At 65.7% G+C, this 22,269-nt stretch carries 19 protein-coding genes; 9 read left to right on the top strand and 10 right to left on the bottom strand.

The annotated features are described in order from the left end of the window. Nucleotides 1-310: 310 nt before the first annotated feature. The 4 genes from grxD to EAH75_RS11900 form a co-directional block, all read right to left on the bottom strand. Nucleotides 311-1,234: a Grx4 family monothiol glutaredoxin gene (grxD, locus tag EAH75_RS11915; protein WP_140649036.1), complete on the bottom strand. Its 924-nt coding sequence runs from the start codon at nucleotides 1,232-1,234 to the stop codon at nucleotides 311-313. A gap of 77 nt (nucleotides 1,235-1,311) precedes the next feature. After that, on the bottom strand, nucleotides 1,312-2,169 hold the full coding sequence (locus EAH75_RS11910; protein WP_140649040.1) for a UDP-2,3-diacylglucosamine diphosphatase: 858 nt from the start codon (nucleotides 2,167-2,169) through the stop codon (nucleotides 1,312-1,314). A 102-nt stretch (nucleotides 2,170-2,271) separates the two neighbouring features. Then, nucleotides 2,272-2,883 (bottom strand): SGNH/GDSL hydrolase family protein, encoded by a 612-nt coding sequence (locus tag EAH75_RS11905; protein WP_140649042.1) that lies wholly within the window; start codon nucleotides 2,881-2,883, stop codon nucleotides 2,272-2,274. 11 nt (nucleotides 2,884-2,894) lie between these two features. After that, nucleotides 2,895-4,151 (bottom strand): aminotransferase class I/II-fold pyridoxal phosphate-dependent enzyme, encoded by a 1,257-nt coding sequence (locus EAH75_RS11900; RefSeq protein ID WP_240046134.1) that lies wholly within the window; start codon nucleotides 4,149-4,151, stop codon nucleotides 2,895-2,897. A gap of 157 nt (nucleotides 4,152-4,308) precedes the next feature. Here EAH75_RS11900 and rsgA point away from each other — a divergent pair, with 157 nt between their 5' ends. From rsgA to EAH75_RS11870, 6 genes are all read left to right on the top strand, one after another. Further along, on the top strand, nucleotides 4,309-5,364 hold the full coding sequence (rsgA, locus tag EAH75_RS11895) for a ribosome small subunit-dependent GTPase A (RefSeq protein WP_140649047.1): 1,056 nt from the start codon (nucleotides 4,309-4,311) through the stop codon (nucleotides 5,362-5,364). 79 nt (nucleotides 5,365-5,443) lie between these two features. Continuing rightward, nucleotides 5,444-5,932 (top strand): hypothetical protein, encoded by a 489-nt coding sequence (locus EAH75_RS11890; RefSeq protein WP_140805552.1) that lies wholly within the window; start codon nucleotides 5,444-5,446, stop codon nucleotides 5,930-5,932. Next, nucleotides 5,929-7,221, top strand: a complete 1,293-nt coding sequence (locus EAH75_RS11885) for a flavohemoglobin expression-modulating QEGLA motif protein (protein ID WP_140649052.1) — start codon at nucleotides 5,929-5,931, stop codon at nucleotides 7,219-7,221. The genes EAH75_RS11890 and EAH75_RS11885 overlap by 4 nt, the downstream gene beginning before the upstream one ends. A 124-nt stretch (nucleotides 7,222-7,345) precedes the next feature. After that, nucleotides 7,346-9,637, top strand: a complete 2,292-nt coding sequence (locus EAH75_RS11880; protein WP_140649055.1) for an NADP-dependent malic enzyme — start codon at nucleotides 7,346-7,348, stop codon at nucleotides 9,635-9,637. A gap of 166 nt (nucleotides 9,638-9,803) precedes the next feature. Then, nucleotides 9,804-12,497, top strand: coding sequence for a pyruvate dehydrogenase (acetyl-transferring), homodimeric type (aceE, locus tag EAH75_RS11875; RefSeq protein ID WP_140649057.1), 2,694 nt, complete (start codon nucleotides 9,804-9,806; stop codon nucleotides 12,495-12,497). Nucleotides 12,498-12,704: 207 nt separating this feature from the next. Next, nucleotides 12,705-13,553 (top strand): OmpA family protein, encoded by an 849-nt coding sequence (locus tag EAH75_RS11870; RefSeq protein WP_140649059.1) that lies wholly within the window; start codon nucleotides 12,705-12,707, stop codon nucleotides 13,551-13,553. Nucleotides 13,554-13,652: 99 nt separating this feature from the next. Here EAH75_RS11870 and EAH75_RS11865 read toward each other — a convergent pair whose 3' ends face one another. From EAH75_RS11865 to EAH75_RS11845, 5 genes are all read right to left on the bottom strand, one after another. After that, nucleotides 13,653-13,985 (bottom strand): hypothetical protein, encoded by a 333-nt coding sequence (locus EAH75_RS11865; RefSeq protein WP_140649062.1) that lies wholly within the window; start codon nucleotides 13,983-13,985, stop codon nucleotides 13,653-13,655. Nucleotides 13,986-14,072: 87 nt separating this feature from the next. Further along, nucleotides 14,073-14,741, bottom strand: coding sequence for a glutathione S-transferase family protein (locus EAH75_RS11860; protein ID WP_140649064.1), 669 nt, complete (start codon nucleotides 14,739-14,741; stop codon nucleotides 14,073-14,075). Between the two features lie 46 nt (nucleotides 14,742-14,787). Further along, nucleotides 14,788-15,705: an arginine deiminase-related protein gene (locus EAH75_RS11855; protein ID WP_140649066.1), complete on the bottom strand. Its 918-nt coding sequence runs from the start codon at nucleotides 15,703-15,705 to the stop codon at nucleotides 14,788-14,790. 49 nt (nucleotides 15,706-15,754) lie between these two features. After that, nucleotides 15,755-17,008, bottom strand: a complete 1,254-nt coding sequence (locus EAH75_RS11850) for an MFS transporter (protein ID WP_193557769.1) — start codon at nucleotides 17,006-17,008, stop codon at nucleotides 15,755-15,757. A gap of 76 nt (nucleotides 17,009-17,084) precedes the next feature. Next, a complete protein-coding gene (locus tag EAH75_RS11845; protein ID WP_140805550.1) occupies nucleotides 17,085-18,908 on the bottom strand; it encodes an FAD-dependent oxidoreductase in 1,824 nt (607 codons plus the stop codon). A 180-nt stretch (nucleotides 18,909-19,088) separates the two neighbouring features. Here EAH75_RS11845 and EAH75_RS11840 point away from each other — a divergent pair, with 180 nt between their 5' ends. The 3 genes from EAH75_RS11840 (at nucleotide 19,089) to EAH75_RS11830 (ending at nucleotide 21,285) form a co-directional block, all read left to right on the top strand. Next, the gene (locus tag EAH75_RS11840; RefSeq protein WP_140805548.1) at nucleotides 19,089-19,955 is read left to right on the top strand and encodes a LytTR family DNA-binding domain-containing protein; all 867 of its coding nucleotides are present in this window, start codon (nucleotides 19,089-19,091) and stop codon (nucleotides 19,953-19,955) included. Nucleotides 19,956-20,025: 70 nt separating this feature from the next. Beyond that, nucleotides 20,026-20,766 (top strand): hypothetical protein, encoded by a 741-nt coding sequence (locus tag EAH75_RS11835; protein ID WP_428993509.1) that lies wholly within the window; start codon nucleotides 20,026-20,028, stop codon nucleotides 20,764-20,766. Between the two features lie 63 nt (nucleotides 20,767-20,829). Further along, the gene (locus EAH75_RS11830; RefSeq protein ID WP_140649072.1) at nucleotides 20,830-21,285 is read left to right on the top strand and encodes a DUF6491 family protein; all 456 of its coding nucleotides are present in this window, start codon (nucleotides 20,830-20,832) and stop codon (nucleotides 21,283-21,285) included. A gap of 33 nt (nucleotides 21,286-21,318) precedes the next feature. On the opposite strand, the gene EAH75_RS11825 is transcribed toward EAH75_RS11830, so the two are convergent. After that, the gene (locus EAH75_RS11825; protein ID WP_140649074.1) at nucleotides 21,319-22,140 is read right to left on the bottom strand and encodes a ferritin-like domain-containing protein; all 822 of its coding nucleotides are present in this window, start codon (nucleotides 22,138-22,140) and stop codon (nucleotides 21,319-21,321) included. Nucleotides 22,141-22,269: the final 129 nt, after the last annotated feature.

Raw genomic sequence — 22,269 nt, 5'->3', positions numbered from 1 at the left:
GACGCTCAAAAACGTTACGCAATAGTTATGAAATCAGCAATAAAACGCTTATGAGCTGGGTGGCGTAACTTTTGCTTTAACGCAATAAATTGTGAATTACGCATTTCACGGTCGGCGTCTGCGAGATTTGGCGAAAGAATTTGCTGTACATGAGAATTTTCACCAGCGTATGCCGAAAAAAATTACGTGATTACGTAAGAAAAATCGACATCGCTATTTTATTATTAATGTTCCGTGAACGCCGCGCGCGCGGCGACCATAAAAAAACGCCCGTAAAGCGGGCGTCTTGAATGTTGTGGCGAAGGGCCGATCAATAGCGCGGTACGCCAGGGTCCATTTCGCGCGCCCAAGCGTCCATGCCGCCTTCCACGTTGTGCAGGTTGCTGAAGCCGTGGGCGGCGAAGCGTTCGGCCATGGCGCGGCTGGATACGCCGTGATGGCAGATGAACGCGAGCGGGGTGTCTTTTGGCAGGCCGGCGAGGCTTTCGTAACCCTCATCTTCCAGCACGCGCGCCTGCGCCAGCGGCGCGGCCTGGGCGCGACCATGGGCGGGGCGCACGTCGATCAGGGTGATGTCGTTCGCGGCAAGCCGCGCTTGCAGCTCCTGCACGCTGAGCGATCTGATCTCCTGCGCGCCGGGAAACTTCAGGCTCAGTCCTTCGCCCTGCACGGTGGAGACCCAGTCGATCACGATGCCCTTGGCGCGCTGGGCACTGGCTGGATCGAAATGGACGTCCAGGCCATTGGCGTGCGCCACGATGTCGTGCTCGCCAGCCGGGGCCAGCTGAAAGCCGGCGCTGTGATCGGGGCCGATCTCCAGGTGCAGGGCCACCCCTTGCGCATTCGCGGTGCCCTGGCGGATCGCCTCGGCGGCCGCGTCGGTGATGGTGATTTGCGGCGGCGTGCGGTCCGGTGCGGTCGCGCCGAACAGCGTGTGCAGTTCGCCGCTGCCATACATCTGGCGGATGATGTCGGCGCCACCGACAAGCTCGCCTTCAACGTACAGCTGCGGGATCGTCGGCCATTCGCCGTAGGCCTTGATGCCTTCGCGGATCTCCGGGTCGTCCAGCACGTTGACCGTGTGGTATTCGGGCAGCAGCTCGTTGAGCGTGTTGGTGGCTGCGGCGGAGAAGCCGCACATGGGCTGCTGGCGATTGCCTTTCATGAACAGCACCACGCGGTGGTCCTTGAGCAGGGTTTCGATACGTTCGCGGGTGGTGGTGTCGAGGGACATGGGAGACTCCGGCAAAGAAGACAATGATACGCCGCCCCGATATGCGGTGATCTCGCCCGGCCTTCAAGGCCGCGGGCTCAGGCGGCGCGGTGCAGCTCGCCCAGGCCTCTCGCGCAGGCTCCAAGCGGCGCCAGGGCCAGGGCGGCGGCGGATGACGGCCATACCAGTTCGCGGCTGGCGCGACCCAGCGCAGTGAGCTGCTCGCTCCAGTGAATCAGTTCCATCGCGCCGGTGTGATCCTCGATCAGCGCCGTGCAGTGCTCCACCCAGTCGCCGTCGTTGAGATAGAGCACGCCGTCCAGTTCGCGCACATGACCGAAGTGGATATGTCCGCAGATATGGCCATCGAAACCGCACTCGCGCGCATCGGCGGCTACGCGCGCTTCATAGGCACGGATGTACGCCAGCGCCTTGCCTATATGCGATTTGACGATGATCGACAGCGGCAAATAGGGCAGTTCCAGTCGTTGCCGCATCGCATGCAGGCGGCGATTGCTCCAGCAGATGAAGCGATGCATCGCTTCGCCGAACTGCAGCATCCAGCGTCGGCCGACGTGCTCGGGATCGAATTCGTCGCCGTGGCTGACCCGATAGCGACGGCCATCGGCGCCGACATGCACGGCATCCAGTGCGATCCGCACGCCGCCGAAGTTCTGGCCATGCAGGCCGCGCATGGGAGCATCGTGATTGCCGGGGATATAGACTACCTCGACCCCGCATCGTGCAAGCGCGAAAATCTCGTCGATCACGGCGCTATGTCCGGCATGCCACCAGCGCCGTTTCGCCAGCGCCTCCATATCGATGATGTCGCCGACCAGATAGAGCTTTTCGCAGCGCAGCTGGCGCAGGAAATCGAGCAGATAAGCGGCCTTGCAGTCGGGCGTGCCCAGGTGCACGTCGGAGATGAATGCGCTGCGGCAATAGAAGGTAGTCATGGCGCGGATCCCCGGTAGTTGCCCGGGGCGCCAGTTTGCGATCGCTACGTCACCGTGCCATGGCGAACAGGTTGCAGCCGCGTTGCCGCCGAATTGCCCGTGTCAGTGGAGTACTGCGCGAACCATCGGCTCGATCGCTTCCACCCACAATGCGTATTGCGCCGCCGAAGGATGCAGGCCATCGTCGGCAACGAGTTCCGGTTGCGCGCGCGAGATACCGGTGATATCGACATAGCGGGCGCCCGCGCGATGAGTCTCGTCACGGGCAATCATGTTGTAGGCGTCGAGTTCGGCGGCGATGGTGGCGGGATCGCGGCCCTGTTCAAGTGCGAAGCGGGTGACGCCCCAGTCGGGGATCGACACCACCACCACGTGTGCCGCATGGCCACCGGCCAGCATGGTTGCGCGAGCCAGCAGGCTCGCAAACTGACCGCGGTAGTCGTCGGCCGTGCGGCCGCGGTACTGGTTGTTGACGCCAATCTGCAGGGTGACCAGGTCGTACACCGCTGCCAGTGACACCGTGTCCATGCCCTGCGCCAGCTCGTCGGTGGTCCAGCCGGTGGTGGCGATGATGCGCGGATCGTCGATCACCACGCCGACCTTGCGCAGTCGCCGCACCAGTTCGGCCGGCCAGCATTGGTGCGCGGCTACCGCCTCACCGATGGTGTAGGAGTCGCCGAGGGCGAGATAGTGCAGCGCGGGCGCGGCAGGCATCGTTGAATGGCTCAGGCCAGGGCGGCAGCGGGGGCTTGGGTTTGTTCGCGTGCCATCCGTGCCAGCACCCGCTCGATCCGCACGAAGACCTCATGCAGCTGTGCCGGCGGCGGCAGCAGGGTCAGCCGGAAGTGGTGGCTGAGCGGCACGTTGAAACTGCTGCCGGGCACCACCAGCACCGATTCCTCTTCCAGCAGGCGCAGGGCAAACGCCTCGTCGTCGAAACCGGCGATGCGGTCGGCACGCACCTGTGGAAACGCGTAAAGCGCACCATCCGGCGCAACCAGTTGCAGGTATTCGCTGGCTGCTACCGCTTCCAGCACAATGCGTCGCGCCTCATGCAGGCGGCCGCCGGGCACGGTTAGTGCGCCGATCGTGGGCGCGCTCTGCAATGCCGGCGGCACGGCCCATTGCGCGGTCACGTTGGCGCACAAGCGCAACGCGGCAAGCAGTTGCAGCGCATCCCGATAGGCCGCCGTGCGCGCGGGATCGCCGGACAGGCTCATCCAGCCGACCCGGTAACCACAGGCACGATGCACCTTTGACAGGCCGCCGAAGCTGAGGCAGGGCAGCTCGCCGGCCACTTCGGCCAGCGGCTGGAAGGTGGCACCGTCGTACAGGATCTCGTCGTAGATCTCGTCGGCGAGCAGCAGCAGCCGGTGCCGCGCCGCGATTGCCACCAGCTGTTGCAGCAACGCGCGTGGATACACGGCGCCGGTCGGGTTGTTTGGATTGATCAGTACCAGCGCGCGGGTGCGTGGCGTGATCAGGGCCTCGATCTCGTCCGGATCGGGCAGATGGTTGTTGCTGGCAAGACAGCGGTAATAGCGGGGCTGACCGCCGTTGAGGATCGTCGCCGCACTCCACAACGGGTAGTCCGGACTGGGCAGCAACACTTCCTCGCCCGGATGCAGCAGCGCGCGCAGGCTGAGATCGATCAGCTCGCTGACGCCGTTACCGATGAAGATGCGCTCCGGCTCAACCGCCTGTGCGCCGCGCGCGCGTTGCTGCGCCGCGATCGCTTCGCGAGCGGGATCCAGGCCTTGTTCGTGACCATAGGCCTCGCTGTCGTGCAGGTGGCTGGCGATCGCCTCGCGCAGATGCGCGGGTGCTTCGAAGCCGTAGCGGCCCGGGTTGCCGATGTTGAGCTTGATGATGTCGAGGCCGGCGGCCTCCAGCTCGCGGGCGCGCCGGGTCAGCGCGCCGCGAATTTCGTAGCGCACGCCCGCCAGGTGCGCACTGGGTGTGATCGAAGCCAACGCCGGCATCCTTAATGTTGTCCAAGAGCCGGCGCCACCGCCGACAGGGCGATGCTAGCAGCGTGATGCAGTGCAGCGCGAGAGCCGGCCGAGCCGGATTCCGGTTCATCGGCGGGCAATCTCCGGGCAAGGCATAATCGCCAGACCGTGCAGACAGACTTTCGCCATGAGTGACGCCGAAACGATCGAGCGACTGCGGCATATCGGCTGGCGCGGCGACGTATTGCCTGCAACCGGCTTGCGTCTCGCGCGAGTGGTTGCCCAGCACCGCGCCGGTTACGAGCTGCACGATGGCGAGACCCTGTTTGGCGCGCAGCCGGACGGGCACTTCCTCAAGCGCGGCATCGATCCCGGCGAACGGCCGGTAGTCGGTGATTTCGTCGAGGTGGCCAGTGGCACGCCGCCGCACATCGTCACAGTGGCGCCGCGGCGCACGGTGATGTCACGGGCGGCCGCCGGTGAGCGTTACGAACGTCAATTGATCGCCACCAATATCGACTACGTGCTGGTGCTGACCGGACTGGACGGCGATTTCAACCCGGCGCGCATCGAACGCTATCTGTCGCTGACCGAGGATTCCGGCGCCCAGCCGGTGGTATTGCTGAGCAAGCTGGACACGCGTGAAGACGCGGCCGCACAGATCGCGGCATTGCGTGAGCGGCTGCCCGACAGCACGCCGATCCACGCGCTGAACTGCAAGGACCCGGCCAGTGTGGCGCTGCTGGCGCAATACCTGCAGCCGGGCGACAGTGCCGTGCTGGTGGGTTCTTCCGGCGCCGGCAAATCCACGCTTACGAACACCTTGCTCGGTACGGCGACAATGGCCACTGCCGAAGTGCGCAGCCACGACAGCCGCGGCCGCCATACCACCACCCATCGCGCGCTGTTGCAGTTGCCCAGCGGCGGCTGCCTGATCGACACGCCGGGCATGCGCGAGCTCAAGCTTACCGGCGAGGAAAACCTCGACCTGTTCGCCGATATCGAGGTGCTCGCCGAGCAATGCCGTTTCGCCGATTGCGGCCATGGCAGCGAGCCGGGTTGCGCCGTGCAGGTGGCGCTGGACAGCGGTGAGCTGACAGCGGGGCGCTGGCGCAATTATCTCAAGTTGCACGACGAGCGCGAGGAGCAGGCTGCGACGCTGGAGGCACGCCTGCGTCGTCAGCGCGGCGGCCGCCCGATCGAGCGGCCGCACGGGCATCGCGGGCAGCGCGAGCGCGACTGAACTCCGTGCGCAGTGCTCCTGCTGCACCGCGCGGCGCAAAACATCTAGTATCGCGGCATCGTTGCAGCGGAGCGCAGGCATGCGTCGGTTGTCGTCGTCCACCACGTTCTTCTACAAGCGGGTCTTTCCGCTGCTGTGGGTCGGCTTTGTGCTGATCATCTCCGGCGTGCAGTTCTGGGCGGTGCAACACGCTCGTGCGGACGCACGATCGGGGTCACTTTTCCCGCTGGTGCTGATGCCGCTGTTCGTGGTCGGTGTCATGTTTCTGCTCTACCGCAAGCTGCTGCAGGACCTGCTGGACGAGGTCTGGCTGGACGGCGACTGGCTGGTGGTGAAGAACCGCGGCGAGAAGATCCGTGTGGCGTTGCGCGATGTGATGAACGTCAACGCCACCACCATGACCAATCCGCGTCGTGTCACCGTGATGCTGCGAACGGATTCGCGCTTTGGCCGCAATCTCACTTTCATGCCGGCCAGTCCACGCAGGTTTCTGAGCGGGTTCAACCCCGACCCGATCGCCAATGAGTTGATCGAGCGCGTCGATGCGCTGCGTGGAGTCGCCCGATGAACGGTATGCCCGATACCACCATCGCACCCGCGCTGCAGCGCTACGCGGCGCTCGACCAGCGCCTGCTGGCGGCGGTGCGCGGCATCCATATCCTGCCGACGGTGGCGTGGCCGGCATCGCTGGAAAGCCGCATGATCGAGGCCTACGGCAAGGGTCAATTTGCGTTGCCCGAGGTGACTTACACGCGACCGGATCTGGCCGTGGCACGTGCCGAGCTGGCGGCGATCGAAGCCGCCGCCGGTGGCAACGATCCGCACGACATCGACCCGCTTGGCGATTACCTGCGGCGCACCGCCGAGTCCTGGCGGATTGCCGCCGAGATGCTGGAATCGGTCGGTACGGCCGGCTTCACCGCACCGTCGATTGCGCTGTATGGCAAGCCGGGCGATCTGATCCCCGGCAGCCAGCGCAGCAACCTGGACGCGGCGCACTACTTCGTCGAGCTGTCCGACGAGCTGGGTGCGGATCTGCTGGCCGACGACAGCAGCGTGGACATGCCGGCCGCCGAGCTGCGCGACGAGCTGGCGAAGACGCTGGACGATTTCTTCGGTGCCGGCATGATCAAGGTGGAAGTGGATGCCGAGCTGACCGCGAAGGCAGCGGCCGGTGCTACCCGCATCCGCCTGCGCGGCGACACCTGCTTCAGCGAATACGATCGTCATCAGCTGCTGGCGCACGAGGCGTTCGTGCACTCGCTGACCGCACTGAACGGCCGCCAGCAGCCCTTGCTGGCCTCGCTGGCGCGCACTTCGCCGCGAGTCACCGCGACCCAGGAAGGGCTGGCTGTGTTCGCCGAGCTGATGTCCGGCGCGATCGACATCGCCCGGCTCAAGCGCATCAGCCTGCGCATCCTGGCGATCGACATGGCGCTGAGTGGCGCCGACTTCGTCGAGGTCTACCGCTATTTCAGCGCCTGCGGGCAGAGCGCGGCGGACAGCTTCCATTCGGCCCAACGGGTGTTCCGCGGTGTGCCGTTGAGCGGCGGCGCCGCGTTCGCCAAGGACAATGTGTATCTGTCCGGCCTGCTCACCGTGCACACGTTCTTCCGCTGGGCGTTCAAGCAGCAGCGGATGGATCTGCTGCGCCACCTGTTTGCCGGCAAGCTGACCCTGCATGACGTGATCGCGCTGCAGCCGCATTTCGCGTCCGGCGCGATCCTGCCGCCGCGCTGGTTACCGCCATGGATGCAGCATGTGCATGGGCTGGCCGGCAAGCTGGCGTTCTCGGTGTTCATCAACGGCATCCACATGAACCGGGTGCAGGGCGACGAGCTGTTGTCGAGCGTCTAGCGCATCCCCGCAGCCGCGTCGTGGCGCCGCAGGAACGGGCCGGTCCCGAGCGCGCCGGTGCTAACATCACAGGCAGTCGGCCGCCGTCGCGGCTGGCGCTCCCCTACCGAAAAAAACACATCCGATGAGCCTTCCCGAAGAACTGCGTCTCGCCGCACTCGAATATCACCGCCTGCCGCGCCCCGGCAAGATCAAGGTCACCCCGACCACCTCGCTGCTGACCCAGCGCGACCTGTCGCTGGCCTATTCGCCCGGCGTTGCCGCGGCCTGCGATGCGATCGTGGAAGACCCGACCTCGGCCGCCGAGTACACCGCGCGCTCCAACCTGGTCGCGGTGATCACCAATGGCACCGCGGTGCTCGGCTTGGGCAACATCGGGCCGCTGGCGGCCAAGCCGGTGATGGAGGGCAAGGGCGTGCTGTTCCAGAAGTTCGCCGGCATCGACGTGTTCGACATCGAGATCGACGAGAACGACCCGGACAAGCTGGTCGACATCATCGCCAGCCTGGAGCCCACCTTCGGCGGCATCAACCTGGAAGACATCAAGGCGCCGGAGTGCTTCATCGTCGAGCGCAAGCTGCGCGAGCGGATGAAGATCCCGGTGTTCCATGACGACCAGCACGGCACCTCGATCATCGTCGGCGCGGCGCTGGTCAACGCGCTGGTGGTGGTCGGCAAGAAGATCGAGGACATCCGCGTGGCCACCACCGGCGCCGGCGCCGCGGGCATCGCCTGCCTCGACATGCTGGTGGCGCTGGGCGTGAAGCCGGAGCACATCCTGGCGTTCGATCGCCACGGCGTGCTGCACAGCGAGCGTACCGACCTAGACCCCGACAAGCAGCGCTACGCGCGCGACACCAAGGCACGCACGCTGGCCGAGATCGTCGAGGGCGCAGACGTGTTCCTCGGCCTGTCCGCCGGCGGCATCCTGAAGCCGGAGATGGTCGCCACGATGGCCGCGCGGCCGGTCATCTTTGCGCTGGCCAACCCGAACCCGGAGATCACCCCGGAAGAGGCGAAGGCAGTGCGGCCGGACTGCATCATGGCCACCGGCCGCTCGGATTACCCGAACCAGGTCAACAACGCGCTGTGCTTCCCGTACCTGTTCCGCGGCGCGTTGGACGTGGGCGCCACGGTGATCAATGAGCCGATGAAGATCGCCTGCGTCAAGGCGATCGCGGCGCTGGCGCGGCGCGAATCGTCCGACGTCAGCGCGCGAGCCTACGGCGGCAAGCCGCCGAGCTTCGGCCCGGAATACCTGATCCCGCAGCCGTTCGATCCGCGCCTGCTGCTGCAGCTGCCGCCGGCGGTGGCACAGGCGGCGATGGACTCGGGCGTGGCGACGCGGCCGATGGCGGATTTCGCCGCCTACAACGATCAGCTGACCAGCTTCGTGTTCCGCACCGGCCTGCTGATGAAGCCGGTGTTCGAGCGCGCCAAGTCCGCGCCGTGCCGGCTGGTGTACGCCGAGGGTGAAGAGGAAACCGTGCTGCGCGCGGTGCAGGCGGTGGTCGACGAAGGCCTGGCGAAGCCCATTCTGATCGGCCGTCCGGAAGTGATCGAGAAGCGCATCAAGCGCGCCGGCCTGCGCATCAAGCCGGGCGTGGATATCGAGATCTGCAACATCAACTGCGACCCGCGCTTCGACGATTACTGGCAGCACTATCACCGCTTGATGGAGCGTCGCGGCGTGACCCCGTCGATGGCCAAGGCGGTGATCCGCTCGCGTCCCACCGCGATCGCCTCGCTGATGGTCGAACGCGGCGAAGCGGACGCGCTGATCTGCGGCCTGGTTGGCCAGTACCAGGGCAAGCTGCGCTACATCCGCGACATCATCGGACTGGACGAAGGCGTGGTCGAGCCGTCGGCGATGGCCGCGGTGTCGACCGACAAGGGCACGTTCTTTTACCTCGACACCCATGTGCAGGACGATCCGTGCCCCGAGCAGATCGCCGAGGCGACCCTGCAGGCGGCGATCCGGCTGAAGCTGTTCGGCATCGTGCCGAAGATCGCGCTGCTGTCCGGCGGCAACTTCGGTAGCCGTGACACTTGTGGCGCGAAGAAGATGCGCAAAGCACTGGAGCTGATCCGTGCCCGCGCGCCGCGGCTGGAAGTGGAGGGCGAGATGCAGGCCGACGTGGCGCTGACGCCAGCGCTGCGCGAGAAGCTGTTCCCGAACTCGCGGCTGGAAGGCAAGGCGAACGTATTCGTGTTCCCGAACCTGGACGCGGCCAACATCGCCTACAACATGACCCGCATGCTCAGCGACGGCGTGGTGATCGGGCCGATCCTGATGGGCGTGGCCAAGCCGGCACACATCCTGATGCCGCAGTCGACCGTGCGCCGCGTGGTGAACATGAGCGCGGTGGCCTGCGTCGAGGCGCAGATCCGCGCGGCCAACCGCCAGCAGGGCTGAGCGAGGCGGCGGCCGACCGGCCGCTCGCCATGCGCCGCCGCATGGATGGCTGAATTGGCGGGCATCCGGCCCAACGGCTAGACTTGGACGTTGATCCCGCCGCAATCCCCGGCGGCGGGTATTCCCCCTCAAGCTTGGCGCTGCAACGGCGCCGCGGAGAATCTTCATGGATCAGCTCGACGATATCCTCAATCAGGACATCGACCCCACCGAAACCAGGGAGTGGATGGACTCGCTCGACGCGGTGATCCATCACGACGGCACCGAACGCGCGCATTTCCTGCTGGAGCGCATGGTCGATTCGACCCGCCGCTCGGGTGGCTACCTGCCGTTCGATCCGACCACCGCCTACGTCAACACCATCGCGCCGGCGAACGAGGCGAAGATGCCCGGCGACGCCGCGATGGAATGGCGGATCCGTTCGCTGATCCGCTGGAACGCGATGGCGATGGTGGTGCGCGCGAACCGCAAGCCGGGCGAGCTGGGCGGGCACATCGCCAGCTTCGCTTCCAGCGCCACGCTGTACGACGTCGGCTTCAATCATTTCTGGCGCGCTCCCAGTGCCGACCACCCGGGCGACCTGATCCTGCATCAGGGCCACTCCAGCCCCGGCATCTACGCGCGCTCGTTCCTTGAAGGCCGCCTGGCCGAGGACCAGCTCGACCTGTTCCGCATGGAAGTGGTCGGCAAGGGTCGCGCGCTGTCGTCGTATCCGCATCCGTGGCTGATGCCGGATTACTGGCAGGTGCCGACGGTCTCGATGGGGCTGGGCCCGATCCAGGCGATCTATCAGGCGCAGTTCTTCAAATATCTGGAACACCGCGGGCTGATCCCGAAGAGCGACCGCAAGATCTGGTGCTTCATGGGCGACGGCGAGTGCGACGAGCCGGAGTCGCTCGGCGCGATCTCGCTGGCCGGCCGTGAAGGACTCGACAACCTGATCTTCGTGATCAACTGCAACCTGCAGCGGCTGGACGGTCCGGTACGCGGCAACGGCAAGATCATCCAGGAGCTGGAAGGCAGCTTCCGCGGTTCGGGCTGGAACGCGATCAAGCTGGTCTGGGGCAGCTACTGGGATCCGTTGCTGGCGCGCGACAGCAAGGGCGTGCTGCGCAAGCTGATGATGGAAACGCTGGATGGCGAGTACCAGGCCTGCAAGGCGTTCGGCGGCGCGTATACGCGCGAGCATTTCTTCGGCAAGTATCCGGAGACGCGCGAGATGGTCGCCAACCTGTCCGACGACGACATCTGGCGGTTGAACCGCGGCGGCCACGATCCGCACAAGGTCTACGCGGCGTATCACGCGGCGTCCAACACCAAGGGCATGCCCACGGTGATCCTGGCCAAGACGGTCAAGGGTTACGGCATGGGTGCGGCCGGTGAATCGCAGAACCCGACCCATCAGCAGAAGAAGCTGGACGAGGAGGCGGTGCGGCATTTTCGCGACCGTTTCCAGATCCCGATCGCCGACGACAAGCTCAAGGACGTGCCGTACTACCACCCGGGCGTGGACTCGCCGGAAGTGCAGTACATGCTGGAGCGACGCAAGGCGCTGGGCGGCTTCCTGCCGCAGCGCCGGCGCAAGGCCGAGGCGAAGCTGAAGACACCGGAGCTGGCTGCGTTCGAGCAGATCACCAAGGGCACCGGCGAGCGCGAGATCTCCACCACGATGGCGCTGGTGCGCGGCATCAACCTGCTGCTGCGCGACAAGCAGCTGGGCGAGCGCGTGGTGCCGATCGTCGCCGACGAGGCACGTACGTTCGGCATGGAAGGCATGTTCCGCCAGATCGGCATCTACGCGCCGTTCGGCCAGAAGTACAAGCCGCAGGATTCCGACCAGCTGCTGTACTACCGCGAAGACCAGAAGGGCCAGGTGCTGCAGCAGGGCATCAGCGAGGCCGGCGGCATGGCCTCGTGGATGGCGGCGGCAACCAGCTACTCGGTCAGCAACCAGGCGATGCTGCCGTTCTTCATCTACTACTCGATGTTCGGCTTCCAGCGCATCGGCGACCTGTGTTGGGCCGCTGGCGACATGCGCTCGCGCGGCTTCCTGGTCGGCGGCACGGCGGGGCGCACCACGCTCAACGGCGAAGGCCTGCAGCACGAGGACGGCCATTCGCATCTGATGGCCGGCGCGATCCCGAACGTGAAGTCGTACGACCCCACCTTCTCGTACGAAGTGGCGGTGGTCCTGCAGGACGGCGTGCGCCGGATGATGCAGGAGCAGGAGGACATCTACTACTACATCACCGTGATGAACGAGAACTACAGCCATCCCGATCTGCCCGTGGGCAGCGAGGAAGGCATCATCAAGGGCATGTACCTGTTCAAGGATGGCGGCAAGCCGAAGAAGGGCGAGCCGCGGGTGCAGCTGCTGGGCTCGGGCACGATCCTGCGCGAGGTGATTGCGGCGGCCGAGCTGCTGGAGAAGGACTTCGGCGTGAAGTCCGATATCTGGTCCTGCCCCAGCTTCATCGAGCTGCGTCGCGACGGTTTCGATGCCGAGCGCTGGAATCGCCTGCATCCGGAAGCGGAGCAGCGCGTGCCGTACGTCACTGGTCTGCTCGACGGTCGCCAGGGTCCGGCGATCGCTGCGACCGACTACGTGCGCGAATACGCCGACCAGGTCCGCGCGTTCATGCCCGACGGCATGCGCTACACCGTGCTCGGCACTGACGGTTTTGGCCGTTCGGACACGCGTGCGCATCTGCGTGACTTCTTCGAGGTGGATCGCTACTGGATCGCGCATGCGGCGCTGGCGGCACTGGCGAAGGACGGCAAGATGAATGCGAAGGACGTCAGCCGCGCGATCAAGGAATACAAGCTCGATCCGGATCGACCCAACCCGCTGGGTCAGTGAGCAGGTCGGTCAAATGCAACGAGAACCCCGCTTCGGCGGGGTTTTTTTATGCGCGCGAACGGTCTTCTTCACCTCCGCTGCACCCGGCGAAGTGCCCAGCCACTATATCCTGCGGGGTACGGGGAAACCGGTGATGGGCGGCGACTGCTTCGGTGATACCCGCCGCGGGGCGCTGTCCGACAGTCACTCGACACATGGGAATGGGCCATGCAAACCATACGTCCGTACGTTTATCTCCTCGGCGGCGCCGTCACACTGGTGCTGGCCGGTTGCCACCGGGAGGCCATCCAGCCGACCCCGCTACCCGCACCAGAGCCGCAGGCGGCACCCGCCATTCCGGCACAGCAGAGCCTGTCGGCTGATGCACTGTTCGCCTTCGGCAAGGCGCAGCTGAAATCCACCGACAATGCCGAGCTGGACGCGCTGGTCGACAAGCTGAAGGCCGCATCGCAGATCGACTCGGTACAGGTGCTGGGCTACACCGACCGGATCGGCAGCGAGCAGGCCAACCAGAAGCTTTCCGCGCAGCGCGCCGAGGCAGTACGCGACTACCTGGCGGCGCATGGCGTGCCGGCCGGAGTGATCCAGACCGAAGGTCGCGGGGCGGCCGATCCGGTGGCCGACTGCCCGGACCAGAAGGGCAGGAAGCTGATCGCCTGCCTGGCGCCGAACCGCCGCGTCGTCATCAACACCACCGTGAGCGATGCCGGCAGCGAAACGCCTGCCGCGATCGTGCAGGGCAAACGCAGCGTGACCCGCACGGTGTGGATCGGTCCGCACACGGCGCCCTGCGACGCCGACAATTCGGGTCGCTGCTACCGCGTGCGCGAGAGCGAGAACGGCCCGTGGCAGAACTGGCATGGTCGTATCCAGGACTTCGATTATGTCGAAGGTTACGACTACGAGCTGGTCGTCAAGGCGTACCGCTCGGATGTAAAACTGGAGGACCGGTCCAAGGATCCAGCCTCCCGCTACGTGTTCTCCAACGCCAACGGCCCGTTCGTGGTCTGGGTGCTCGACCATGTGGTAAGCCAGAAGCTGCACCTCGGTCACTGAGCTCTCGCGTGCCCTCGGCGATCAACCGCGCCGTTTCGCTGTCGAAAACAGAAGGGCCGGACGAGCGATCGTCCGGCCCTTCTGCGTGGTGCATGGCGTCTACTCGTCGTCGCTGCGGAACGCGCGGCGCAACAGCAGGAATGCACCGATGGTGCCGGCGACGATCGCCACCGTGGCTGCGGGGTGACGGTTGACCTGGCGACGCAGCCGGCGATAGTGGTAATTCGCCTCGTCGGCAAAATCCTCGGCGGCCTGGGTCAACTGCTGGCCGTATTGCCTGCTGCCCTTGCCGAAGCGCTCGTTGATGCGGCGACGGCCACGCTCGAGCAGGCTCTGCGCGGTGCTGGCGGCGCCGTCAGCGTAGTGATGCGCACGCTCGCCGGCGCGCTCGGCGGTGTCGCGGATCTGGCGTTCGATATCACGGTTACGCATGGCGTTCTCCATTGGCTCAGATGTCACAGGCTGCCAGTGGCGTCGTGAGCGATGCGTAAACAACACTGCCTGCGGTGTCGATCCGGTTCAGCCAAGCCGGTATTCGCCGCCCTGCTGCAAGGCACGCTGATACGCCGGTCGTGCATGGATGCGTTGCAGGAATGCCGACAGGCGCGGGTAGCCGGCGTCCAGCCCGCCGCGTGCCGCGAAGGCTTCCAGCGGAAAGCTCAGCTGGATGTCGGCCGCGCTGAACGCGTCGCCAGCAAACCATTCGCTTTTGCCCAGCTCGCCTTCCAGATAATCCAGATGCAGCTTCAGTTGCGGATCGACAAAATCGCGCTGCACCTTGTGCGCGATGCCCCTGGCAATCGGTTTCACGAAGAACGGCGCCGGCGCGGTCTCGACCCGACGGAACACCAGCTTCAGCAGCAGCGGTGGCATCGCCGAGCCCTCGGCGTAATGCAGCCAGTAATTGCAGTGCAGCCGCTCCGGCGTGCCATGCGCGGGGATCAGCTTGTCGGCGCCGTAGCGGTCGGCGAGGTATTCGATGATCGAGCCGGATTCGGCCAGGGTGAGCTCGCCATCGGTGATCACCGGCGACTTGCCCAGCGGATGCACCGCGCGCAGCTCCGGCGGCGCCAGCATGGTCTTCGGATCGCGCTGGTAGCGCTTGATCCCGTAGGGCACGCCGAGTTCTTCCAGCAGCCACAGGATGCGCTGCGAGCGCGAGTTGTTGAGGTGGTGAACGGTGATCATGCAGCGCTCCGGATGTATTGGGCAGGGTGGCGCGGCGGTGACGCGTTCAGTAGATCTCGCCCACACAGCAGCGCAGGCTGCCACCGGCTTTTTCGATCTCGCTCAGGTCCACCGCGCCGACCGCAAAACCGAAGCCGCCCAGCGCCTCGACCTGGTCGTCAGTCAGTGAAGCGGCAGCGCGCGCGCTCATCCATACGCGCTCGTCGGACAGGGTGATTGCATTGCCGGCAAACGCCTGTTTCTGGGTCGGGGTCAGCCAGATCGCGCGGTTGCCGCATGCCTGGGCGATCGCCTGCGGCACGGCCGGATCGCGAAAACCGTCGGCGGCGATGATCGCGGCGCGGCTGGCCAGCAGGGTCAGCACCACGTTGGTGTGGTATTCGGATTCGGCCAGCTCGAAGCAGAACATCAGGCGCAGTTCGAACGCCTTGTACATCGCCTGCGCGCCGGCCATGTCGCAGCGTTCGCTGAGGCCGCAGTAGCCGACCCCGCGCGCGCGGTCGATGATCAGCGAACCGGTCAGCTCGGCGACCAGGTCGTTGCAGCCGGACAGGTCGATCTCGTCGTAACCCAACACATCGCCGAAGAACTCGCGGATGTCGGTGCGCGCGGCCTCGCGCTGACGCACGGAGTGACGCATGCGGCCCACGATGAGCCGACCGGGTGCGGTGGCGAATACGTTGTTCGGGAAAACCGCGTCGGGCGTGGCGGGGTCGCCGGGGAACGTGATCACCGGACAATCCGCGCGCAGTGCCTGTGCCAGCGCGCTGTGCTGGGCCAGTGCCTTGAGCGGATCGACCGTGAGGCTCATGTCCATGTAGCGGTTGTCGCGCGCTGATTCCGCCGCCAGCATGAAATCCGCCGGCGCGATCAGGTACGCCGCCCGCGCGGTGGCCGCGGCGTGCGGCAACGGTGCCAGCGCGGCATAGGCCTGCAGGAATTCGTTCGGCGACGTGACGATCATGGTGCGGCTCCGGGTGGACGGGTCATCCGATTGGCGTGCGCCCACAGTGCTACAGAATATCCGCAACCGGCCCGTCCGATGCGGCGGCCTCGACGTGCAGCCGCTGGCGCCGGCGCAGGGTCGGAAACATCGCCAGCCACAGCCCGACCACCAGCAAGGTGCCGACGCCGCCCAGCACCGTGGCGTTCACCGCGCCCATCCAGGCGGCGAGCATGCCCGACTCGAACTCGCCCAGCTGGTTGGAGGTATTGATGAAAATCGCGTTCACCGCACTGACCCGGCCGCGCATGTCGTCCGGCGTATCCAGCTGCACCAGGGCGCCGCGGATCACCATGCTGACCATGTCGAACGCGCCCAGCGCAAACAGCGCGAGCAGCGACAGCCACAGCGTGGTCGACAACGCAAATATCAGGGTGGCCACGCCGAAGCCGGCTACCGACGCGAACATGATCGCGCCGACCCGGCGCTGCAGGTTGTGCCGCGCCAGCCATACCGACATCAGCAGCGCACCCACCGCCGGTGCCGCCCGCAGCAGACCCAGTCCCCACGGGCCGGTGTGCAGGATGTCTTTCGCGAAGATCGGCAGCAGCGCGGTGGCACCGCCCAGCAATACGGCAAACAGATCCAGCGAGATCACGCCGAGTACGTCCTTGCGCGCGCGGATGAAATGCACGCCGGCGAACAGCGTCTTCAGCGTGGCCGGCTCGCGCCTCGGCGGTGCCTGCTCGTAGCGCAGCCGACCCATCAGGATCACCGAGACCACATACAGCGCGCCGCACACCGTATACACCACACCCGGCCCGGCGACGTACAGGAAGCCGCCCAGCGCCGGACCCATGATCATCGCCGCCTGGCCAGCCGACGCGTTCACGGCCATCGCGCGCGGCAGGACCTCCGCCGGCACCAGCGCCGGCAGCATCGACTGCAGTGCCGGAAACTCGAACGCCTTGGCAATGCCGATCACGAACACCAACAGCAGGATGCCGACCTCGTGGATGCCATGCGCCAGACTCAGGCCGGCCAGCACGGCGATCGCAATCCATTCCACGATCTGCCCGAGCAGCACGATGCGGCGGCGCTCGAACTGGTCGGCGACATGCCCGGCCGGCAATGCCAGCAGCACCGATGGCACGAACTGCACCAGGCCGATCAGGCCCAGGTCGAACGCGCGGCCGGTGATAGCGTAGATTTGCCAGCCGACTGCCACCGACAGCATCTGGAAGCCGAAGCCCGACGCGATCCGGGCGAACCAGAACGCGACGAAGGCCGGGTGGCGGAGCAGGGAATCGGCGCGTGCGGACATGAATCGGCGCAGCTGGAAAACCGATAGTCTAGCCGGCCAGTTGCGCGCTGACTCGATGCGCCAGAAGTCTGTCAATTCATGCGAGGCGAGTGAAGCCGTCGGCGCTCCATGCTTCGCTGCCCACGCCGTGATGGACAAAAAACAGGCCGTCCGGATCGTACTTGTGCTTTACCGCCGCGAGCTTCGGGTAGTGGGGCCCCCAGAACCCCTGCTGCCAGTCGTGCAGGAAGTAGTCGCTTTCCGAGAGGTACGAACCAGCACCGGGCGCCACGGCGCGCAGCGTATCCATCGCCTTGTCGATGGCCGCCGCCTCGCGGCGCGCCCTGGCCAGTTCGGGGCGGGCGTTCGGCATGCCGGGGAAGGCGGGGTCGCCGCTGCTGGCGCAGATGGCCAGCGCAAACGCGTCCAGCACCTGCGGGTGGGTCGCGGTGTCGCGGGCGCGCTCGATCGCATCGGCGGAACCGCCCGCCAGTCCCTTGTTGAAGTGCAGCGCAAAACCCCACTGCCGCGACGCGGCGAACAGGGCATCCACCAGGCGTGACTGCTGCCCCGGCTGCAGCAAGGCTGCCGGCAGCCATGCCGACTGATAGCTGTGGATGAACCAGCCAACCTGATCCTGGTCGCCGGCCCAGAGGACATGGTGGGTCGGCGCGCCGGTCCGGTCGTCCGCCACCACGAGCTGCGGCGCATGGGCGCGGAAAAATTCCGCGTCCCAGAGATGCCGGGCCGGCAGGGCCAGCACTTGCACCGGCTTGGCGAACCGGTAGGCGCTGTCGGCGCGGACCCAGTCGAGGAACGGTGCCCACACCTGTTCGGCCTGCGGCTGGGTCAGACCCTGGAACACCATCGACAGGTTCAACGTGTTGTTGCTGCGGAACGACATCTGTTCACCCCAGTGCGGGTTGAACAACGCGCTGCGATAGAACTCCATCGCCTTGGCGATCAGCGCGCGAAATGCGCCGTCGGACGACGCCTTGATGGCGCCGGACACCCCGCCGAACATGGTCGGCAACTCGAACGTGCGCAGGGTGAGGCGGGTGATCACGCCCAGACTGCCGCCACCGCCGCCCTTGATGCCCCAGAACAGGTCGGGATGGGTGCTGGCGTTGGCGATGCGCACCTTGCCGTCGGCGGTGACGATTTCCGCCTGCAGCAGGTTGGCTGCCGCCGTGCCCCAGTGCTTCGAGAAACTGCCGAAGCCACCGCTCTGCACCAGGCCGGCGACGCCCACCGTGGTGCAGCCGCCGCCCTGCACGTAGCGGCCGCCCCGGGTGGTGACCGCGTCGTAGGCATCGCTCCACATCGCGCCGGCTTCGATCGTCACCGCGTGCTGCGGTGCCTCGACGCAACCCTGTGCGACAAAATCATCGTGCAAGGTCACCTTGTTCATGTGCCGCGGCCATATCAATAGTGAATCCGGCGCGTCCGAAGTGCCCTGATAACTGTGGCCGCCGCCCTTCACCACCAGCCGCAGATGGTGCTGTCGCGCGAAGTTCACCGCAGCCACCACGTCGGTGGTGTTCTCCGCCGCTACCGCGTAGGCGCTGGGCTGCGACGTCCACGCATCGGCCCAGCCGCTGGTCTGGGTCAGCGCGGGGTTGTCGCCCAGTGCGAAAGGGTTGTCGAGATGTTTCAGCGCCTCGGCGCAAGCGCTGTCGGAGGGCGACGTGGCGCAATGTGCGAAGGGGGATTCGAGCTTCAGCAGCCGGCCGCCGACGTCGCGCTTGAGCTGTTCCCACTGCGCTGCCAGCGGCCAGCCGGGGGCGCCTGGCCGTACCCGCGAATGGAATTTCGCCATCATGACGTTGGCGGCGTCCCGGGCCGAAGCCGCGCCGTTGCGCATCAGCAGCGGCAACAGCGGCAGCGTAGCCATGGCTCTCAACAATTCGCGTCTTTTCATCCGGCTGCTCCAGATCGGCTCGTGAGGCGTCACCCCGACAGGCCGCGGCGGCCCACCCATGATGCCCCGCTGGCATCGGTTGTCGATCCGCCAGTGATGGTTCGTAGTTGAACGGGGACGAGCGGTGGCCCCGCGGGACGAAGCGTGTGGGGGTTCCGGCCGCCACGTAGAATGACCGGCATGACCGAACCGACGGATTTCGAATATCGCGACTTCCAGCGCTGGCGACACCCGGCCGAAGTCGCCTTCTGGGTCCTGCTGACCATTTTCAATACCGTGTTCAACAGCCTGGTCGCGCAGATCGACCATGCCCGGACGGCGGCCTGGGAGCCGTGGGTATGGGAGTGGAGCAGTGCGATCCTGATCCTCGCCCTGATCCCGGCGGTGCTGGCGGTCGAGCGGCGCTGGCCGTTCCGCTTCGACACCTGGCGCCGCAGCCTGCCATGGCACTTGCTGGCCACCGTGCCATTCAGCCTGCTGCATGTCGGCGGCATGGTCGGGTTGCGCAAGCTGGCTTATGACCTGACCGGCGGGCATTACCGCTTCGGCGCATGGTGGCCCAATTTCGGCTACGAGTATCTCAAGGACATCCGCACCTATTTCATCATCATTGCACTGACCTGCCTGTCGCGCTTGTGGCTGATGCGCTGGCAGGGCGAGGCAAGGTTGCTGGTCGCGCCGGAGGAAGGTCCGCCGGTCGAGCCCGTGGATCGGCCAGAGCGCTTCCTGGTGCGCAAGCTGGGTCGGGAGTTCCTGATCAATGCCAGCGAGATCGAGTGGCTGCAGGCCTCGGGCAATTACGTGAACCTGCATGTGCGCGGTCGCGACTATCCGTTGCGCGCCACCATGGCCGGGATCGAGGGGCGGCTGGACCCGGCGCGCTTCGTGCGCGTGCATCGCAGCCATTTCATCAACCTCGACTACCTCGCCGAGATCGAGCCGCTGGAGACCGGCGATGCCCGCCTGCAGATGCATGACGGCGCAAAGATCCCCTGCAGCCGGCGCTACCGGGCCGCGCTGCGCGAGCGTTTCGGCCAGCAGGATTGACCATGCCGGTTGCGCGGCAACGGCGGATCGTCTCAAGCTAGCTACCTGTTCCCCGAGCGATGCGCCGCCCATGATGAACCCGTCTGTTCGCCTTCCATCCGCCGTCGCCCTGCTGGGCGCTGCCCTGATGCTCGCCGCCTGCTCGCCGCAGGGCGGGGCGCCCGCGCCGGACGCGGCGCAGCAGCAGGCGCAACGTCGCAACGCCGATGCGGCACGCAACCTCGACACCTACCGTCAATTGCTGCGCATCCATAACGACGAGATGGCGGTATCGATGGGCAAGGACATCGTCACGCGATTCCCCGACAGCGATGCCGCGAAGGAAGTGCAGAAAACCCTTCCCGGGATCGAGCAGCGTTATGCCGAAGCGAGCGAGAAGTATCGTTTGGCCAGCCTGTGGCTGTACCAGCTGTCGCCGATGGCCGGTGGCACGCAGTCCACCGCCACCATCCAGAGCAGCCAGCCGTCCGGCAATGATCGGGTGCAGCTGGTCTTGCGCCGGCACAACAGCTGGGGCCAGAGCGTGTTCCTGTATGGCAGCAAGCCCGGCTTTGTGTGCCGCGGCAACTGCGTCATCGCCAGCACGGTCGACGGCAAATCGGTTCGCATCATGGCGTTCGCACCATCCACTGGCGAGCCGGCGCTGATGATCCGCGATGACAAGGCGTTCCTCACGATGCTGCAGAAGGCGAAGAAGATCACCATGGACGTGACCCTGGCCGATGGCGAGAAAAAGCAGACCCTGGTCTACGAAGTTGGTGGTTTCGACCCGGCCAAATGGGTCAGCGTCGGCAAGCCGAAAAAGAAATAGCTCGGGTATACCGCCCGGACCATTCGAGCGTTCTGATATATCCCGTCGATGGAATTTGATGCCATGTCAACGATCCGTATCCTGCTCGCCACGACGCTGCTGGCCCTGCTCTGCGCCTGCGCCAGCGCGCCGTATGCACAGCGCACCAGCGAACGTCAGGCGGCGTATGCGGCGGCGGCCGGCGCACCGGTGCGCAACTTCCGTTTCTTCACCCTGTATTCGTGGGAGCCATTGAGCGACCGCCAGGTGGTGATCTATACCCGGGGCAATGAAGCCTGGCTGCTGGATCTCGGCGGCGGCTGCCCGGAGATTTCATTCGTCAACACCATTGGCCTCACCTCCAACCTCAACCAGGTCATGGTGGGGTTCGACAAGGTGCTCACCGGCCGGAACAATTTTCCCTGCACGATCTCGCAGATCCGCCCGGTCGACGTGAAAAGCCTCAAGGCAGCCCAGCTGCGGCAGCGGCAGATCAGGAGCGAGCCGCGCAGCGCGGACAAGCCCGCGGCAGCACAATGATCAAAAGCATTCGCGGCATAGCCGCGGATGCGCTCAGTGCAGGAACAGCTTCTCGGTGATCCGCGCCAGCGGTCTTTCCAGCGCGCTCTGCAGCCGTGCCGGCAAGTCCAGTGGCTTGAGCAGCATCTTCACCGTCATCGCGGCCGGGATATGCCGGCGCAACAGGCCCTGTGCCCGATCGCTGATACGGCGGAACTCGGCTTCGTTGCCCAGGTGCTGCGGATAGCACTGGTTGAACACGTGGCGCAGCGCGATGTCGCTGTCCTCGCTCTTGATCTCGTTGACCCGGCGCAGGATCGCGCGAAACACCTTGTAGCGGCCGAAGCCCTCGCGTTCCCGATACAGCCGGTAGTGCTGGTAGAAGTGCTTGTAGTGGCGCACTTCGTCGCTCTTGATGTGGCTGGTCAGTTGCTTCAGCACGGGCTCGTCGGTGATTTCATTGAGCGCGCGGTAAAGGCTGGCGGTGCCGGTTTCCACCACGCAGCGCGCAGCCAGCTCCAGGCCGCGGACGGGTTCGAGCTGCTCGGCCGTGCACACGGCGCCGTACTCGTGCCAGAACGCCTGAAAGCCCTTGTCCCAGTCGAACTCGGGCCAGACCTTTTTCACATAGGCAGCCAGCGCGCGGCCGTGTTGCAGTTCCTCGTGTTCCCAATGCTGGCTGAGCCAGGTTTGTAATTCCTGATCGCCGGCGAAATGGTTGATCAGGTTCTGCGTGTACAGGTCCGAGCCGCTCTCGACGAACGACGAACTGCACAGCAGAAAGAACAGATCCTCGTCGTGGCGCACGCGGGCGACCTCGATGCAGTCGAGATTGAGACTTTCCAGGGTCCAGGGCAGGGCGGAGGAATAACTCAAGCGGATTTCCTGTGTGTCAGCTCGGCATGGCGGCGGGGTCGACGTGGCCCGTCCTCACATGACAAAGGGATGACGCAGCATACGGCCTGCCCACCGTACTGGATTAACGCGACCCGACTTGCCGTTCAG

Source organism: Rhodanobacter glycinis (genome assembly GCF_006438785.1).
GTDB lineage: Bacteria > Pseudomonadota > Gammaproteobacteria > Xanthomonadales > Rhodanobacteraceae > Rhodanobacter > Rhodanobacter glycinis_A.
This window is presented reverse-complemented; position numbering and strand designations above follow the sequence as displayed.

What these genes read in the sequence shown, in the direction of transcription:
- grxD (WP_140649036.1), bottom strand. Translation starts at nt 1,234, where the DNA reads ATGTCCCTCGACACCACCACCCGCGAACGTATCGAAACCCTGCTCAAG.
- EAH75_RS11910 (WP_140649040.1), bottom strand. Translation starts at nt 2,169, where the DNA reads ATGACTACCTTCTATTGCCGCAGCGCATTCATCTCCGACGTGCACCTG.
- EAH75_RS11905 (WP_140649042.1), bottom strand. Translation starts at nt 2,883, where the DNA reads ATGCCTGCCGCGCCCGCGCTGCACTATCTCGCCCTCGGCGACTCCTAC.
- EAH75_RS11900 (WP_240046134.1), bottom strand. Translation starts at nt 4,151, where the DNA reads ATGCCGGCGTTGGCTTCGATCACACCCAGTGCGCACCTGGCGGGCGTG.
- rsgA (WP_140649047.1), top strand. Translation starts at nt 4,309, where the DNA reads ATGAGTGACGCCGAAACGATCGAGCGACTGCGGCATATCGGCTGGCGC.
- EAH75_RS11890 (WP_140805552.1), top strand. Translation starts at nt 5,444, where the DNA reads ATGCGTCGGTTGTCGTCGTCCACCACGTTCTTCTACAAGCGGGTCTTT.
- EAH75_RS11885 (WP_140649052.1), top strand. Translation starts at nt 5,929, where the DNA reads ATGAACGGTATGCCCGATACCACCATCGCACCCGCGCTGCAGCGCTAC.
- EAH75_RS11880 (WP_140649055.1), top strand. Translation starts at nt 7,346, where the DNA reads ATGAGCCTTCCCGAAGAACTGCGTCTCGCCGCACTCGAATATCACCGC.
- aceE (WP_140649057.1), top strand. Translation starts at nt 9,804, where the DNA reads ATGGATCAGCTCGACGATATCCTCAATCAGGACATCGACCCCACCGAA.
- EAH75_RS11870 (WP_140649059.1), top strand. Translation starts at nt 12,705, where the DNA reads ATGCAAACCATACGTCCGTACGTTTATCTCCTCGGCGGCGCCGTCACA.
- EAH75_RS11865 (WP_140649062.1), bottom strand. Translation starts at nt 13,985, where the DNA reads ATGCGTAACCGTGATATCGAACGCCAGATCCGCGACACCGCCGAGCGC.
- EAH75_RS11860 (WP_140649064.1), bottom strand. Translation starts at nt 14,741, where the DNA reads ATGATCACCGTTCACCACCTCAACAACTCGCGCTCGCAGCGCATCCTG.
- EAH75_RS11855 (WP_140649066.1), bottom strand. Translation starts at nt 15,705, where the DNA reads ATGATCGTCACGTCGCCGAACGAATTCCTGCAGGCCTATGCCGCGCTG.
- EAH75_RS11850 (WP_193557769.1), bottom strand. Translation starts at nt 17,008, where the DNA reads ATGTCCGCACGCGCCGATTCCCTGCTCCGCCACCCGGCCTTCGTCGCG.
- EAH75_RS11845 (WP_140805550.1), bottom strand. Translation starts at nt 18,908, where the DNA reads ATGAAAAGACGCGAATTGTTGAGAGCCATGGCTACGCTGCCGCTGTTG.
- EAH75_RS11840 (WP_140805548.1), top strand. Translation starts at nt 19,089, where the DNA reads ATGACCGAACCGACGGATTTCGAATATCGCGACTTCCAGCGCTGGCGA.
- EAH75_RS11835 (WP_428993509.1), top strand. Translation starts at nt 20,026, where the DNA reads ATGATGAACCCGTCTGTTCGCCTTCCATCCGCCGTCGCCCTGCTGGGC.
- EAH75_RS11830 (WP_140649072.1), top strand. Translation starts at nt 20,830, where the DNA reads ATGTCAACGATCCGTATCCTGCTCGCCACGACGCTGCTGGCCCTGCTC.